Below are 15,466 nucleotides of genomic sequence, written 5' to 3'. Positions count from 1 at the left end.
ACAGCACCACCCCGCGGGTGTACAGGAGCGCCAGGGCCTACCAAGACCCGGTGTTCGGCGGCGATGCCCTCCGCAAGTAATCTGCCGAGGCGTGCGGCGATTGCCCGGCTTGGCCGCCGGCGTTCGACGCTCCGGCGATCAAGGAACCGACATGACCGACACACACCCCTTCGACGAGGCCATCGGCCTCGACGCGACCGGCGCCGGTGCCCGCCGCGGCCGCACCCACCCGGAATGGGCCAACATGGTCGGACCCTTCGGCGGGATCACCGCCGCCGTCATGCTGCGGGCCGTCGAAGGCCACCCCGACCGCATCGGGCAACCGCTGGCCCTGACCGTCAACTACGCCGCCCCGATCGCCGACGGCGACTTCGACATCACGCTGCGGGCCGCGCGCACCAACCGCACCAATCAGCACTGGGTCGTCGAGCTGAGCCAGGACGACGTGGTGAAGACGACGGCGACCGCGATCTTTGCAGTCCGGCGCGAGAGCTGGGCCGACTCCGAGGGCCGCCCGCCGGAAGCGCCGGCGCCCGAGGAGGTGCCCGCGGTCGATCCGGGCCTCGTCCGATGGACGGGCCTTTTCGACATGCGCTACGTCGAGGGCGTGATGCCCGGCAAAGGCGCAGACCCGAGCCCGTCGTCGACCTCCACGCTGTGGGTCCGCGACAAAGCGGGGCGCACGGTGGACTATCCGGCGCTAGCCGCGCTGTGTGACGTCTTCTACCCGCGGGTGTTCCTGCGCCGCGGCGCCATCATCCCGGCCGGGACCATCTCACTGACCACGTATTTCCACGCTGACCAGGCTCAGCTCGACGCCCTGGGTAACGACTTCGTGCTGGTCACCGCCCACGCGAACCGCTTTTCCCGTGGCTATTTCGACCAGAGCGCAAAGGTGTGGACGCGCGACGCCGGACTGCTGGCCACTACACATCAGATCGTCTACTTCAAAGGCTGATGGGTTTACACTTCGCCAGTGAGACGTCACGTCGGGATGCTGACCGAAAGAATCGAGCCGCAATGACAGACCGCGCGGAGATGCTGGTCGCCGATTCGCTGCCGGCCATCGAATCGCTCAAGCAACTCAAGGCCCGCTACTGCCGCTACCTGGACACCAAGGACTGGGCGGCGTGGCGATCGATTTTCGCCGACGACTTCGTCAGCGACACGTCGGAAGCCGGCGGCACGGTGATCGACGGCGCCGACGACTTCGTGGCGTTCACCCGCCGTGCCCTCGACCGCCCGAACCAGCCCACCGCCCACCAGGTGCACACACCCGAAATCGAGCTGACGTCGGCGACGACGGCGCGGGGAGTCTGGGCGTTGCAAGACGTGGTCCGGTTCGGACCCGGGGTGACCTTGGTCGGCTACGGCCACTACCACGAAACCTATGAGAACCTCGACGGCGCGTGGCTTATCAAGAGCTCCAAGCTAACCCGGCTCCGCGAGGACATCGTGACTCCCCTCTTCTCGATCTACATCTCTCCGCGCGTCCGCACGGTCATCGGCAAGATCGCCGGCCGGCTGATGGACCGGTGACACGGCCATGACCGTCGACACCGTTTTGGTCACCGGCGCATTCGGTCAGGTCGGGAAGCGCTGTACACAAATCCTGCTGGACCGAGGACGCACCGTCATCGCGATGGATTTGCGCAACGACGACACCGTCGCCGCCGAAAAGGAACTCGCAGCCGGCGGCCACCCCGGGATGCTGATTGCCGCCTACACCGATCTGCTGGAAGTCGAGGCGGTGAACGCGCTCGTCGCGACGCACTCCCCTGGAGCGATCGTCCACCTGGCCGCCGTCGTTTCCCCGACGTCGTATCGCAATCCCGGACTGGCCCGGCGCGTCAATGTCGGTGGCACACAGAATCTCCTGGCGGCCTGCTCGGCACTTTCGCACCCGCCGCTGTTCCTCATGGCTTCCAGCGCCGCGGTCTACGGGTCGCGCAACCCCTACCGCCAGCCTGAGCGGATCACCCCGGACACCCCGGTGAATCCTATCGATCAGTACGGCCAGGACAAGGTGCTCGCCGAGGCGGCGATCCGCGGTAGTGGCCTGCCGTTTGCGCTCTTTCGGCTCGCGGGTGTCATCTCACCGGATACCCAGGCCGGCATCAACGGTGACCACCTTGCACTGATGCGTTCGATGCCGAGCGACAACCGGATTCACGCGGTGGACGCGCGGGACGTGGCGCTGGCCTTCGCCAACGGCGTCGACCGGGAGGCATGCATCTCCGGCAAAGTCCTGCTCATCGGCGGCAACGAAACATACGTGCTGCTACAGCATGGCCTGCAGGACGACGTGATGAGCGCCGCCGGCCTGGGCGCGCTCGGCCCCTCGGCGGGCCTGCCCGGCGATCCGGACGACGACCGCGGCTGGAGTTTCACAGGCTGGTACGACACCGCCGAGGCGCAGCGGCTACTGGACTTTCAGGAGCACGACTGGAGCCAGACGCTGGCATGGATCGCGGAATCTCAGGGCCCCGCGCGCCTCGTGCTAAGGCTGCTCGGCCCCCTGCTGCGGCCGCTGCTGCGCGCTATCTTGGCCGTCCAGCGCCGGCTCGAGGGACGCGGACCCTACGCCGACCCGTGGTCGATGATCGAAAAAAGGTACGGCACAGACGCTTTGGCGAGCGTCGACTAGCGCGATCAACGCGACACGCTAGCGGTCGATCCATGCCATTTGCGCCTCCGCGTGATGCCCCCCGATGGGCTGGGTGAGTCGGTCGAGTCGAGTCAATTGGTCGGCGGTCAGCTCAACCGCGTCGGCGCCCACGTTCTCTTCCAGGCGCGCGACACGCTTAGTCCCCGGAATCGGCACGACGTCAGGGCCTTTCGCCAGTAGCCAGGCCAGGGCGACCTGAGCCGGCGTCGCGCCGACGTCGGCGCTGATATCGCGCACCTCGTCCGCGCACCGCAGGTTGTGGGCGAAGTTGTCGTCAAAGAACCGCGGGTTCGTCTTGCGGTAGTCGGTGTCGGGAAGCTCCCGCGTAGAGCGGACGGCGCCGGTGAGAAAGCCACGGCCCAGCGGCGAGTAGGCGACAAACCCGATGCCCAACTCGCGCAGCGCCGGCAAGATCTCGTCTTCCTGGTCGCGCGTCCACAGCGAGTACTCGGATTGGACGGCCGTGACGGGGTGCACCGCGTGCGCGCGGCGAATGGTGTCCACGCCGACTTCGGATAGGCCGATGTACCGGAGCTTCCCCGCCGCGACCAGCTCGGCCAACGCCCCGATCGTGTCTTCGATCGGGGTCTGGCGGTCGAGGCGGTGCTGGTAGTACAGATCGATGCGATCGGTCGCCAACCGTCGCAGCGAACCATCCACGGCGATACGGATGTTGGCGGGGCTACTGTCCAGGCCGTCGCGGCCGGTGTGCGAAATCAGGCCGAATTTGGTTGCCAGGACTACTCGATCGCGTCGGCCGTGCAGCGCGCGGGCCAAAAGTTCTTCGTTGACATACGGCCCGTAGACCTCCGCGGTGTCGATCAGGGTGACACCGAGGTCGATCGCACGGTGCACCGTGCGGATCGATTCGGCATCGTCACTGCCCGCGCCGGCGTAGGCCACCGACATTCCCATCGCACCCAGCCCGAGGCGACCGACCCGTAGGTCGCCGAGTTGAGCCTGCTTCATGGATGTCTCCCGTCCTCCGCGTTGCGCGACACCCCGGCGAGTGCCGGACGGTAGCGTGGCGCTGTGTACCGCGTCGAGCTTGCCCCGATCTGATGGACGGCGCAAACACCCCGCGGCCGGAGCGCAATCTGGCGGTCGACTACTACCGCGTATCGGGTGTGGTGCTGATCGTGCTGGGGCACTGGCTGGCCGGATCGGTGACTTACCACGCCGGGCAATTCGGCAGACAGAACCCGCTCGTCGACCTGCCGCGGACCCAGTGGCTGACCTGGCCCTTCCAGGCGGTTCCGGCGTTTTTTCTGGTCGCCGGCTACGCCGCCGCCGTGTCCTGGACGCACCGCCACGACACCGGCGGTGTTTCGCGCCGGACCTGGGTGCAACGCCGGTCGGCGCGGGTGCTCGGGCCAACGGCGGTGTACATCGCGCTGGTGTCGGTGGTCGTCGTGGTCCTGGGCGCCTGCGGGGTGGCCGGCTCGGTGCTCGAGTACGCCGGCTGGGCGGTGGCGATGCACCTGTGGTTTTTGGCCGTGTATCTGGTGGTTGTGTCGCTGACACCGATTGCGATTGCCGCACAACGCCGTTGGGGTCTGCTGGCGCCCACCGTGCTCGCGCTGGCTGTCGCGGCAGTGGATGTCGCCCGCCTCGCCGGCCACGTGCCGTACCTCAACTGGGTGAATTACCTGCTGGGCTGGGGCACCCTGTACCAGCTTGGAATCGCCTGGCACGGCGGGTCATTGGCCGGCCGCAGGCCCTGGCTGCTGGCGGGGGTTTCCTCGGTGGCGCTCGCGCTGCTGGTTTGGCTGAAGGTCTATCCGGTCAGCATGATCGGAGTTCCCGGGCAGACCATCGACAACACGACACCGCCGACGGTGGCGCTACTGGCGTTCGGGTGCGCCCAAACGGGGATCGCGATGGCGGCCGCTCCCGCGCTCAATCGCGCCCTGCGCGCCCTGCGCGCCGAGCGCGCGCTGTCCATCGCCAACAACAACATCATGGCGCTGTACCTGTGGCACATGATTCCCGTCGTGATCGTGGCGATCGTGGGCTATCCGGCCGGGCTGTTGCCGCAGCCGCCGGAGGGCAGCGGCCACTGGTGGCTGGCCCGGCTGGAATGGGTGGTCATCCTCGGTGTCGTGATGGCGATCGAGCTGGTGCTGTTGTTTTGGGCGCGAAGGTTTTTCGCGGCTCCCCTGCCCCTGCTCGGTTTCCCGCTGACGGAGCGCTGGGCGGAGCCGGTGATGCTGGCCGGCGTCGCGATGGCGGCATATTCGCTGTCCCTGGTTGCCGCCGCGGGCTTCGCTCCCGACGGGCACTTCCCGTGGCTGACCGCGGCGATCTTCACCGCCGGAGCGCTGCTGGCGGCGGTGCGCCCCGCGCGGCATCAGGCGGGCGCGGGGACCGGTTAGCGTTCGTCAAAAGTGTTGTCCGGCAACGGACGCCGACATAACGCGCGCGCCTCCGCGGCGCTGAGCCCCAACAGCCGCAGCACATGCTCGGTGACCGTGTCGGCCGCCGACGCGTCATCGCGATCCGGGTGATCCCGTAACAGGTTGCCCAGCCCCAGCAACGCGCCCCCGGCCATGGCGAGGGCGAGCTCGGGATCGTCCACGGTGAACCTGCCGGCCTGCACGCCGGCCGTGATGTCGCGCAGCGCACGCGGCGCGAGGCCGTGGGGCGACGACAGCAGCGCCAGTCCGTTGGCCAACAGAATCCGGCTCTCCTGCGGACGCCGGCGGAAGAGCCGGCCGGTCAGGCGGAAACTCGTGGCGAACGTCTCGGCCGGGTCCTCGGTCGATTCGGTGAGCCGGTCCAGCATCGCCCCGTAGGCGTCGAGCACGTCGGCGACCGCGGCGTCGAACAGCTGCTCCTTGCTGTCGAAGTGGTTGTAGAAGGAGCCCATCCCGACGTCGGCGGCCTGGGTGATCTCCAGAACGGGGACGTTGACCTTGCCCTCGGCGATCAGCCGCTGCGCGGCCCTGACCAGCGCCGCTCGGGTGCGCTGTTTGCGTCGCGCCAGGCGGTTCGGCGGTGGGGTGTCGGGCATCGCGCTCATTGCCAGCAGTATGCATCAGTTGTGAGGATTCCGTCAGAAACCTTGACCGAGCATAGTCTCGTATGTGACGATTTCGTCAGTTAACGTGGGAGAGCGCCGATGAGACTGGCCGGCAGCGCGCCGTTGGAGGCGCACAGCCCGCAGGGCGCGCTGCCCGGACTACTGAAAGTGCCTGCTTCATGACCGTTTCTGTGCTGCACACCGCCGACGCCTGGTGGCTGAAAACCGCGGGCGGCGCCACGAAGATCGACACCGCCGCCACCAGCACCGCGGGCCTGCTGGTCGACCGGCGCGCGATCGAGGCGGCCGCCCACGGCGCCGACACCGTCGCCGTCGAGGACCTGACGTTGGTGTCACCGGTGACCAGGCCGTGCCGGGTGATAGCGCAGATGACCAACTTCGAGTCGCACGTCAAAGACGCCGGCATGGATCCGTCGTCGGTTCCGCTGACCTTCTTCCGCAAGGCGTCGGCCTCGATCAACGGTCCGTTCGACGACATCGTCAAACCTCAACACGTCCAGTTGCTCGACTACGAGGTGGAGATCGGGCTGGTGATCGGGCGCCCAATCCCGGTCGCCAGCAGCATCTCCGATGCGAACCTCGCCGACTTCATCGCCGGGCTGGTGGTCACCAACGACGTATCGGCGCGTGATGTGCAGCTGCCGCAGACCCAGTTCTACGAGGCCAAGTCCTACCCGACGTTCACCCCGGTGGGGCCGGAGCTGGTGCTGCTGAGCGCGGACGAACTCAAGCGGTTCGGCGATCTTCGGCTTCGGCTGAGCGTCAACGGCGCCGAGCGCCAGAACGCGCTGGTCGATCCCGACATGCTCTACCGCCCGCTGCAGGCGTTGCAATCGCTCACCCAGTTCCAGGAGCTCGCGCCCGGCGACCTGGTGCTGACCGGAACCCCCGCGGGCACCGCGTTGAGCGCGCCGCCTAAGCCGCTACAGATCATCGGAAACCTGTTGCCGCCCAACCTCAAATGGAAAGTCTTCTTTTCCCGCCAGGCCGACAACACGAACTACCTGCGCGGCGGAGACGTCGTGGAGGCATCGATCGCCACCGACGACGGCGCCATCGACCTTGGAACACAGCGCGCCACAATCCGATTCGCGTGAACCACGGCACCGCCGGGCGCCGAGGCGTCGTCATCGTGATCGCCGAGCACGGCGATGCGTTGACGGCGTGGCTGCGCCGCGGGCACGTCAACGCCGCGGTGGTGCCCGACCGCACCGTCGCACGCGCGGGTCGTGATGTCGCGGCGTTGTGCGGATGGGCGAGCGAACTCCTGGGGGAACGGTCGTGAAAGGTTATGCGGCAGAGCGCGGTCGGGCGACGATGACCGGTACCCGCACCGAATGCAGGACCGCGTTGCTGACCGAACCCAGCAGCAGCCCGCTCAGACCGCCCCGGCCATGACTGCCGACGACCACGAGCTGCGCGGTTTCGGACTTGTCGATGAGGTGCCGCGCCGCCCGGTCCTGGGCGATGAGCCGGTGGACGGTGACGTCGGGATAGCGTTCCTGCCAGCCCGCCAAGCTCTCCGCGAGGCTGCGTTCCGCCTCGCCCTCGACCGCCGGCCAATCGATTTCGAAGACCTCCATCACCGCGGCGTCGCTCCAGGCGTGCAGGGCCACCAGATCGACACCGCGACGCGACGCCTCGTCGAACGCGATCTCGGTCGCCAGTTCGGATGCCGGTGAGCCATCGGTGCCCAGCAGGACGGGGGCATGCCGCAAATCCGGCAGCTGTTCGTCCCGCACCACCGCGACCGGACAATTCGCGTGCCGCACCACGGTCGAGCTCACCGACCCCACCAGACCACGCGCCAGCAAACCGCGCCCGGCGCTGCCCATGACGATCAGCTCGGCCGTGTCGGACATTTTCAGCAGGGCCGGCGCCGGGGCCGAATACACCAGTTTCCGGTCGATGCGCACCGCGCGGCCGGCCGGCATCGCGTCGTCGGCGACCTTCGTCGCGTACATGATCGCCTTCTTGCCTTCGTCTTCCAGGTTCGTGACGAGGGACTCGGGGTAGGGAACCGGCGGGAACGTCGCGGTGGGAGTGGACACCGCGTGCACAACAGTCAGCGGGACGTTTCTCATCGCCGCTTCCTGGGCTGCCCAGCCCGCGGCGACGGTTGACGCCGGCGAGCCGTCGACCGCGACGACGATACCGAGTTCCTCAGCGGGTGCGGACATCACGTTCTCCCTCCGTCTGGAACGACGCTAGCGGAGAAAGTGCGCACCGAACGTGAGGCTTTAGTCCTCAACCGGCGGGCCAGAGGTCGCCTCGCCCACGATCAGAGCCCGTCAGCTGAACAGGCTTTGCCCGATGTAGTGGCCTTCGGCGGGCGCCGGCGGCACCGCGAAAATCGCCGAGCCGATATGGCGAATGTATTCGTTGAGCAGGTCGTGGGCCCCCAGGCGGTTCTGCAGGCGGATGAAGTTGCGGGGATCGTTCTGATACGAAATGAACAGCAGCCCGGCGTTGAGCTGACCGTTGGCGTCGAGACCGTCGGTGTAGTTGTAGGACCGTCGGCGGATCATGATGCCGTCGTTGTTCTCCCGGGCGGCGAGGCCGACATGAGACATCGGATCGATGAGCGGGTTGCCGTCGGCGCCCTTGGCGGCGAAATCCGGTGTGTCGAATTCGTTCTTGCCGCTCAACGGCGCCCCCTCCGCTTTGGTGCGCCCGAAGATCCTCTGCTGGTTGCCGATTCGGTCGACATCCCAGGTCTCCATCAGCATCCGGATCTTGCGGACGACTTGGTAGGTCCCCCCGTTCATCCACGGCTGGTCGCCGTCGTGGACCCAAACGAATTTGGCGTACTCGGCCTCGGTGGCGATGTTGCGGGTACCGTCCTTGAATCCGAGCAGGTTTCGTGGCGTGTGCTGGCCGGGGCCCGCGGAGGCTCGGCCGAAACCCAACACCGCCCAATACGGCGAGACGATGTCGCGACCGAGCCGGGCCACGTTGCGCACCGCGTGGTAGCAGACCTGGGGGTCATCGGCGCATGCCTGCACGGACAGGTCGCCGCCGTGCAGGCGGGGATCCAGGTTGTCGCCATCCAACGGTGGCAGGTCGGCGAACACCGCGGGGCGCCGGGCGGCCAGCCCGAACCGATCGCCGAACAGCGACGGGCCCAACCCGACGGTGACGGTGAGGCCGGCGGGGCTCAGCCCGTAGGCCTCCCCTGTATCGGTGGGCGGTTGCACGTCGAGCTGTGGCTGCACCGTCCCGACCGGCTTTCCCTGCTGCAGGATCGCCGCGGCGGCCGACCAGCGCGCCAGCAGCGTCTGCAACTGGGTGCGGGCGGCCCCGTCGGCCACCGAGAACGACATGAACATGGCGTAACGCTGTGGCGGCGTGTCGATTCCGCCTTGGTGGGGCTGGCCGTAGAAGGGGTAGCTGCGGCGCAGATCGACGGTGTCGTCGTCGGCGCCCCGTTGTCCGGCCGCCATGGCGTGCCCGGCGAAGCCGCCTCCGATGGCGCCGAGCGCGGCACCGCCGAGCCCGGCCAGCACGGCACCCCCGAGCGCGCGGCGGCGCGGCACCACGGTGGAATCCGCCGGGGGGCCGGCGTCGGTCAGGTCGCCGTCGGCGGGTTCGGTGATGTCGTCGGCCACGATCAGCCGCCCGCAACGACTTTTTGCGCGACGGTCGACAGGCTCTGGTGCAGTGGCTGGATCACCGCGGTCAGCTTCGGCGCGTCGGAGGCCTTGAGCGCCGCAGTGTAGGTCCGGAAGCCACCGAGCGCCGCCGGGTCGCGGTACCCGTTCAGCGTGGCGAGCACGCTGCGGAACTGCTGATCGATCTGCCCCACCAGATTGCCGTCGATCCTTTCCAGGCCCGGGCGCAGCGCGGCGTACGCCTGCTGCGCGCCTTCGACATTTCCCGAAAAGTCCACCAGGTCAATGTGACTGAAGGCCTCTTCCTCCCCGGTTATCTTGGTGTTCTGGATCTCTTCGATCAGGTCGCTGGCACCGTTGGCCAAATCCTCGGGCTTGTACTGCAGGGTCGCGACGATGCCCTTCAATGTGCCGACGTTGCTTACCAATTCGGTGCTGAACGCCTTCGTCGCCGGCGCGATCGCGTTACCCTGCCACAGGTCGCGCTCGATGGCATGGAAGCCCTTCCAGCCGACCTTCGCGTCGACCGGTGTCGACTCACGCATGTCGATCAGATAGTCCAGGCTGCCGGCGTTGTCGCCGACCGCGAAGCCCGGCAGCACGAAGCCCTCCACGGTGGATTCGGAACGCTCCCAGAACGGCCGGGCCTTGGCGTAGGCGGCCTTCGCCGCGTCGACGTTGCCCGACTGCACGGCGGCATCGAGTGCCTTCACGCCATCGCTGAGCTGACCGATCTGGTTGACGATGTAGGCCGCATAGTCCTTGGTCCCCTGGCTGAGGATGCCGGCCACGGTGCCCGTCCGCGCGGCCGGCGCCTGCCCCGTCACCGTCAGGGTCTGGTATTCGGTGCTCGCCCCCGGGCAGTAGAGCTGGTAGGCGCCGCCGTCCAGCGACACCGTGAACGACACCGGGTCCAGGCCGGGAGCGAGGTTCTCCTTCTCCCCCACAATCCTTTGGTCCCTGAGCAATTCGACCTCGCTGATCCCGGGCGCATTCGTATTGGCCACCGTAAAGGTCACCGGCCCCGCGGGCACACTGGCCGTGTCCAGCGCGCAGCCGTCCGCACCGCCGTTGTTGGCCAGGGTGATCCTGACCGCGTTCGTCGCGCCGGCGTGCCCGGACCTGGCGGGACCGGCCTGGTCGTTCGAGTGGCTACAAGCCGTCACCGGCAACACCGTCGCCGCGAGAACAACGATTGCGGTCGAGCAAAATTCACGCGACCGGGACGTTGCCCGGGCGATGCGACTCATCATCGATCGATTTCCTCTCCTCATCGCGCCTGCGGTCCCCGCGCACCGAGGCTATCGCCGCCAGCGCGCACGCCAGCGCAAAACCCGCCATTACCAGGGGAAGCCAGACGTTCCAGAGCTGCCGCTCGCCGCGATTGTGTTCGCGCGCGACGATCTCGACCGCGGTCGAGTGGTCTTGGGCACCGGAGGTGGACCAGTCCGTCGCCAGGCCGCCGAGACTGACGGTTTTGGCCCCCGTCAGCCCGCCGCCGGTCAAGAGCGCGGTGCGGTTGCTCGTCGCCTGCGCGCTGATCACCCAATCACCCCGTGCGAGAACGGTATACACGGTGGTCGTCGACCACTGACCCTGAAACGGCCCCGGCGTGCGGCCTGCCGCCAATCCGACCGGCAGCCGGCCCCCCGTCATGCGCAGCAACTGATCCAGGGTGACTTCCGGCGCGCCGTCGGCCCCGGCGGCCTCGGACGCCTGCCAAACCTGTACGGGCACGCCGTCCACCGTTTGGTCGTCCGCCGGGACCAGCAGGACGCTGCGGACAGGCCGGCCGCCCCCAGCGACGACGGTCAGCTCGCGTCCGTGCGGCCCTACCGTCATCGACACCGTGGCGGTGCGACCGGAGGCGTCGGTGACCGTGCGCGCACGCAAATTCGGCGACGGTCCGGTGGGCGTCGCGATCGCCGACCCCGCCCCGGCGATGAGCAGCATCGCCGACGCCGCCGCCAGCAGCCGGGCGCGGGCTCGCGGCGATGCGGCGAGCCGGTCGGGCCAGAGAAAAACGACCAGCACCGGCACGGCATACAGCAGCCAGCCCATCACCTCGATGAGGCGGGGGTCAGCGGGGATGCCGAACACCCCCGCCGTCACCGCGCCCAGTACCGAGTTGGGAGGCAACCAGCCGGACAGGTCGAGCACCTGCCGCTGCCCGATACTCACCCAACCGGCCTCGTGCGCGGTGCGCAGCGCACCCAGCACCAGCCCTGCCGCGATCAACACCAGAAATACCCCGGTGACCCGGAAGAACCGGCCGAGGTTGATCCGCAGGCCGCCGTAGTACAGGCCCGCGCCGAGGCCGACCGCCGTCGCGATGCCGACGGCGCCGCCCAGCACGGCGAACCACCGGCCGCCGTGCGACGTCTGGGCGGCGGCCAGCAGGAACACCGAGGTCTCGAAGCCCTCCTTGAGAACGGCGAGAAATGCCATGGCGGCCATGGCGAACGCGCCACCGCGGTTGACCGCCCGACGGGCTTCGCGCTCGAGTTCGCCCTTGAGGTGCGCGGCGTTGCGGTTCATCCAGATGATCATCGACGTCACGAACGCCACCGCGACGGCGTTGATGACGGTCTCCATCATCTCTTGGCGCGCCTGCGGCAGGCCGGCGGCGAGCAGGTCGAGCCCGACGCCAACACCGATGCTGAGCAGCACGGCCAGTGCGACACCGACCCACATCGGGCGGACCGTCGAGCCGTTTCGTTTCAGGAAGGCGGCGACGATGCTCACGATGAGCGACGCCTCCAGGCCTTCGCGGAGCCCGATGAGGAACGTGCCGACAAAGATCCCGAATACGCCCTGCATACGCCCGATTTCTGTCCCGCCGGTCGGAACTTTCGGCTCAGCGTACCGGCTGCCGTGTCAGCAGACCGGGGCCGTCACGAAGTCGATGAGTTCTTCGACCCGACCGATCAGCGCCGGCTCGAGGTCGTTCCAGTCGCGCACCCGCGACCGGATATGCCGCCAGGCCCGCGCGATGTCCGCCTGATCGTTGTGGGGCAAACCGAGCGCCTCGCACACGCCGTGCTTCCACTCCACCTGCCGGGGCACCCTCGGCCACGCGTCCAGCCCGAGCCGCTGTGGTTTCACCGCCTGCCAGATGTCGACGTAGGGATGACCCACCACCAGGGTGTCGGTGCCGCCGGGGCCGCGCCGCACCGCCTCGGCGATCCGCGCCTCCTTGGAACCCGCCACGAGGTGGTCGACGAGCACCCCCAGCCGGCGGCCCGGACCTGGCGCGAACTCGGCCACGATGTCCACCAGGTCGTCAACGCCGCCGAGGTGCTCGACGACGACCCCTTCGATGCGCAAGTCCTCCCCCCACACCTGCGCGATGAGCTCGGCATCATGGCGGCCCTCGACGTAGATGCGGCCGGCCCGGGCGACGCGGGCGCGAACACCGGACACGGCGACCGAACCCGATGCGGTCCTGCCCGAAGTGGCCGGCGCCGGCTGGCGCGGCGCGGTGAGGATGACCGGACGCCCCTCGAGCAAATAGCCAGGGCCCAAAGGGAATCCACGCACGTGACCGCGTCGGTCTTCCAGTGCGACCCGACCGTATTCGACGCGCACCACCGCGCCTACGTATCCCGTCTCGACGTCCTCGACCACCAGGCCCACTTCGGCCGGCTGCTCGGTCGAGCGGGGCTTGCGCCTCCCCGCGGCCAGGACGTCGGGTCCATAGCGATCTACCACCCGGCCATCCTAGAAAGCCTTGCGGCCAAACAGTGTTGCGGCACGCCACGTCGCGCGAATCGTCAGCGAAGTCACCCCCGGCGACCCGGCATGGCCGACGAGAAAAAATGTGCTTTAACTGTGTGGCGTTACTCAGCTGATGGGATCGCCGATGGTACGTTGCTAGCTACGGCAAGCACTGCGCTCACGCACAACTTGCGGCGGTTAGCGAGGTGGACATATGGACCTGTCGCACTGGGTAACGAGCATCGTGGCATTCGTGCGGGCCGGCTATCCCGCCGGCATGCCGGCGACCGGCTACGTGTCGGCGGCCGCGTTGACGCGCAGACAGCTCTGCGACGACGACATCACTGCCATCGCAAGGGATCTCATCGCGCGTCGGCTCTGGCCGCTCGGTTCCATCGACGTCGGTGTGGCCATCACCCGAGTCACCAACCAGCTGCCCTCGCCCCACGACGTCGCGCGCGTCCAGCGTCGCGTTCGCGCGCTGCGCTGCGCGCGCGGCTAGGCAGCGCCGAATCGGTCACCGCCGAACGCCACGCTCATTTCCGTCGCGGCGGCATGATCAACCGATTCGGCGGCCATCCACACCAAAGAAGTGCAGGTGCCCGGGTTCCGGGTGCAGACGCACCCTGCCGCCCTTCTGCGGCGGGTCACGCCCGTCGGCCCGCGCGACGATAGGCGCATCGATCACCTTGCCGGAGCCGGTGATCCGCCCGTACAAATAGGCGTCCGCCCCCAGCTCCTCCACCACGTCGACCTCCATCTCGACACCGAGGCCACCCAGCGCGAAATGTTCGGGACGGACCCCGACCACCACCTCGCCCGCGCTCCCGGCGACCTCCCGGGGTAATGCTATGGGCCAATCACCCAGCGACACAGCGCCATCCACCACCGGGAGGGTGAACAAATTCATCGCCGGTGAGCCGATGAAGCCGGCCACGAAGAGGTTGCCCGGGTTTCGGTAGAGCTCGCGCGGCGGCGCGAACTGCTGCAGCACGCCGTCGCGCAGGACGGCCACGCGGTCACCCATGGTCATGGCCTCGACCTGGTCATGGGTGACGTAGACGGTGGTGGTGCCCAGCCGCCGTTGCAGAGCGGCGATCTGGTTGCGCGTCTGCACCCGAAGTTTCGCGTCGAGGTTGGACAGGGGTTCGTCCATCAGGAACACGTGCGGCCGGCGCACGATCGCGCGGCCCATCGCCACGCGCTGACGTTGCCCGCCGGACAAGTCTTTCGGCTTGCGATCGAGATACGGTTGCAGGTCGAGCAGTTTCGCCGCATCCAGCACCCGCTCCCGAATTTGGTCCTTCGGCGTCTTGGCGATCTTCATGGCAAAGCCCATGTTCTGGGCCACGGTCATGTGCGGGTAGAGGGCATAGTTCTGAAAGACCATCGCGACGTCACGGTCCTTGGGGTCGACGTTGGTGACGTCTCGCTCGCCGATCCGGATGCGCCCGTAGTCCACGACCTCCAGCCCGGCCACCATCCGCAGTGACGTGGTCTTGCCGCACCCCGACGGCCCCACCAGGACAACGAATTCGCCGTCGTCGACGACCAGATCCAGGCTGTCCAGTGCCGGACGGTCCGCCCCCGGGTAGCGCCGGGTCGCTTGCTCGAATGTCAGCGAGGCCATGGCTAGCCGCCCATCCCGGTGACCGCGATCCCACGGACGAACGAGCGTTGCGCGATCGCGTAGATGACGACCAGGGGCAGCATGATAACCATCGAGGTTGCCATCAGAACCGGCCAGCGGGCAACGTATTCGCCCCTCATCCGCACCAGGCCCAGGGTCAGGGTGGCCAGGCTGTTGCGCTGAATCATCAACAGCGGCCACAGGAAATCGTTCCACACGTTGACCCAGGTGAGCACCGCGAGCACCATCACCGCCGGTCGTGCATGGGGCAGCAGAATGCGCCAATACACCTGCCACGGCGAACAACCGTCGAGGATCGCGGCCTCCTCCAGATCGGTGGGCAGGGTGCGGAAGAACTGCCGCATCAGGTAGGTGCCGAATGCGCTGCCGAAGAATCCGGGCACGATCATCGCCCATGGCGTGTCGACCCAGCCCAGGGTCCGCATCACCAGGAATTGCGGGATCACGGTCACCGTCAGGGGCACCATCAACGTGCCGAGGTAGACGACGAACAGCGCATCGCGGCCGCGGAAATCCAGTCGCGCGAAGGCATATCCGGCCAGTGAGCAGAAGAAGACATGCCCGGCGGTGACGCACCCCGCGTACACGACGGTGTTGAGAAACATCCGGCCGAACGGCATCAGCGCGAACACCTCGGCGTAGTTGGACCATCGCGGGTGCGCCGGCAGTAGGGTGGGCTCGCTGACCTCGCCTTCCGTCTTCAGCGAACCCGACACCGCCCATGCGATCGGGAACAGCGCACACCACGCGACGGCGAGCAATCCGCCGTAGACCAT

16 protein-coding genes are annotated in these 15,466 nt (G+C 67.9%); 7 read left to right on the top strand and 9 right to left on the bottom strand.

Annotated features, from left to right (window positions below; all coding sequences use genetic code 11):
- The first annotated feature begins 151 nt into the window (after positions 1-151).
- The 3 genes from OQ789_RS24715 to OQ789_RS24705 all read left to right on the top strand — a co-directional run bounded on the left by OQ789_RS24715 (position 152) and on the right by OQ789_RS24705 (position 2,647).
- Entirely contained in the window at positions 152-958 is an 807-nt protein-coding gene (locus OQ789_RS24715) for a thioesterase family protein (protein ID WP_324688887.1), read from the top strand.
- Positions 959-1,020: 62 nt separating this feature from the next.
- On the top strand, positions 1,021-1,539 hold the full coding sequence (locus tag OQ789_RS24710) for a nuclear transport factor 2 family protein (RefSeq protein WP_324688885.1): 519 nt from the start codon (positions 1,021-1,023) through the stop codon (positions 1,537-1,539).
- A gap of 7 nt (positions 1,540-1,546) precedes the next feature.
- Complete coding sequence (locus OQ789_RS24705) at positions 1,547-2,647, top strand: NAD(P)-dependent oxidoreductase (RefSeq protein ID WP_324688883.1); 1,101 nt, start codon at positions 1,547-1,549, stop codon at positions 2,645-2,647.
- An 18-nt stretch (positions 2,648-2,665) separates the two neighbouring features.
- Here OQ789_RS24705 and OQ789_RS24700 read toward each other — a convergent pair whose 3' ends face one another.
- Positions 2,666-3,637: an aldo/keto reductase gene (locus tag OQ789_RS24700; RefSeq protein ID WP_324688881.1), complete on the bottom strand. Its 972-nt coding sequence runs from the start codon at positions 3,635-3,637 to the stop codon at positions 2,666-2,668.
- A gap of 92 nt (positions 3,638-3,729) precedes the next feature.
- Between OQ789_RS24700 and OQ789_RS24695 the strand changes: the two genes are divergently transcribed.
- Positions 3,730-5,043, top strand: a complete 1,314-nt coding sequence (locus OQ789_RS24695) for an acyltransferase (RefSeq protein ID WP_324688879.1) — start codon at positions 3,730-3,732, stop codon at positions 5,041-5,043.
- Here OQ789_RS24695 and OQ789_RS24690 read toward each other — a convergent pair.
- Positions 5,040-5,690: a TetR/AcrR family transcriptional regulator gene (locus tag OQ789_RS24690; protein ID WP_324688878.1), complete on the bottom strand. Its 651-nt coding sequence runs from the start codon at positions 5,688-5,690 to the stop codon at positions 5,040-5,042. The genes OQ789_RS24695 and OQ789_RS24690 overlap by 4 nt on opposite strands.
- A gap of 179 nt (positions 5,691-5,869) precedes the next feature.
- Between OQ789_RS24690 and OQ789_RS24685 the strand changes: the two genes are divergently transcribed.
- Complete coding sequence (locus OQ789_RS24685) at positions 5,870-6,808, top strand: fumarylacetoacetate hydrolase family protein (protein WP_324688876.1); 939 nt, start codon at positions 5,870-5,872, stop codon at positions 6,806-6,808.
- Positions 6,805-6,996, top strand: a complete 192-nt coding sequence (locus OQ789_RS24680) for a hypothetical protein (protein WP_324688874.1) — start codon at positions 6,805-6,807, stop codon at positions 6,994-6,996. Before OQ789_RS24685 ends, OQ789_RS24680 begins: the two co-directional genes overlap by 4 nt.
- A gap of 4 nt (positions 6,997-7,000) precedes the next feature.
- Here the strand turns inward: OQ789_RS24680 and OQ789_RS24675 are convergent, their stop codons facing one another.
- The 5 genes from OQ789_RS24675 to OQ789_RS24655 all read right to left on the bottom strand — a co-directional run bounded on the left by OQ789_RS24675 (position 7,001) and on the right by OQ789_RS24655 (position 13,033).
- Positions 7,001-7,891: a universal stress protein gene (locus OQ789_RS24675; protein ID WP_324688873.1), complete on the bottom strand. Its 891-nt coding sequence runs from the start codon at positions 7,889-7,891 to the stop codon at positions 7,001-7,003.
- A gap of 111 nt (positions 7,892-8,002) precedes the next feature.
- The gene (gene efeB / locus OQ789_RS24670; RefSeq protein ID WP_420716199.1) at positions 8,003-9,319 is read right to left on the bottom strand and encodes an iron uptake transporter deferrochelatase/peroxidase subunit; all 1,317 of its coding nucleotides are present in this window, start codon (positions 9,317-9,319) and stop codon (positions 8,003-8,005) included.
- A gap of 2 nt (positions 9,320-9,321) precedes the next feature.
- On the bottom strand, positions 9,322-10,497 hold the full coding sequence (efeO, locus tag OQ789_RS24665; RefSeq protein WP_324688938.1) for an iron uptake system protein EfeO: 1,176 nt from the start codon (positions 10,495-10,497) through the stop codon (positions 9,322-9,324).
- A gap of 37 nt (positions 10,498-10,534) precedes the next feature.
- Entirely contained in the window at positions 10,535-12,142 is a 1,608-nt protein-coding gene (gene efeU / locus OQ789_RS24660) for an iron uptake transporter permease EfeU (RefSeq protein ID WP_324688872.1), read from the bottom strand.
- 57 nt (positions 12,143-12,199) lie between these two features.
- On the bottom strand, positions 12,200-13,033 hold the full coding sequence (locus OQ789_RS24655) for a DUF3097 domain-containing protein (RefSeq protein ID WP_324688871.1): 834 nt from the start codon (positions 13,031-13,033) through the stop codon (positions 12,200-12,202).
- Between the two features lie 220 nt (positions 13,034-13,253).
- Here OQ789_RS24655 and OQ789_RS24650 point away from each other — a divergent pair, with 220 nt between their 5' ends.
- Positions 13,254-13,541, top strand: coding sequence for a DUF3349 domain-containing protein (locus OQ789_RS24650; protein WP_324688869.1), 288 nt, complete (start codon positions 13,254-13,256; stop codon positions 13,539-13,541).
- Positions 13,542-13,598: 57 nt separating this feature from the next.
- Here OQ789_RS24650 and OQ789_RS24645 read toward each other — a convergent pair whose 3' ends face one another.
- Both OQ789_RS24645 and OQ789_RS24640 read right to left on the bottom strand, forming a co-directional pair.
- Positions 13,599-14,669 (bottom strand): sn-glycerol-3-phosphate ABC transporter ATP-binding protein UgpC, encoded by a 1,071-nt coding sequence (locus OQ789_RS24645; RefSeq protein WP_324688867.1) that lies wholly within the window; start codon positions 14,667-14,669, stop codon positions 13,599-13,601.
- Between the two features lie 2 nt (positions 14,670-14,671).
- A complete protein-coding gene (locus tag OQ789_RS24640; RefSeq protein WP_420716200.1) occupies positions 14,672-15,466 on the bottom strand; it encodes a carbohydrate ABC transporter permease in 795 nt (264 codons plus the stop codon).

Source organism: Mycobacterium sp. 94-17 (assembly GCF_035617725.1).
Classification (GTDB): Bacteria; Actinomycetota; Actinomycetes; order Mycobacteriales; family Mycobacteriaceae; genus Mycobacterium.
Note: the sequence above shows the minus strand (reverse complement) of the source record. Positions and strands in the feature narration are given on the sequence as shown.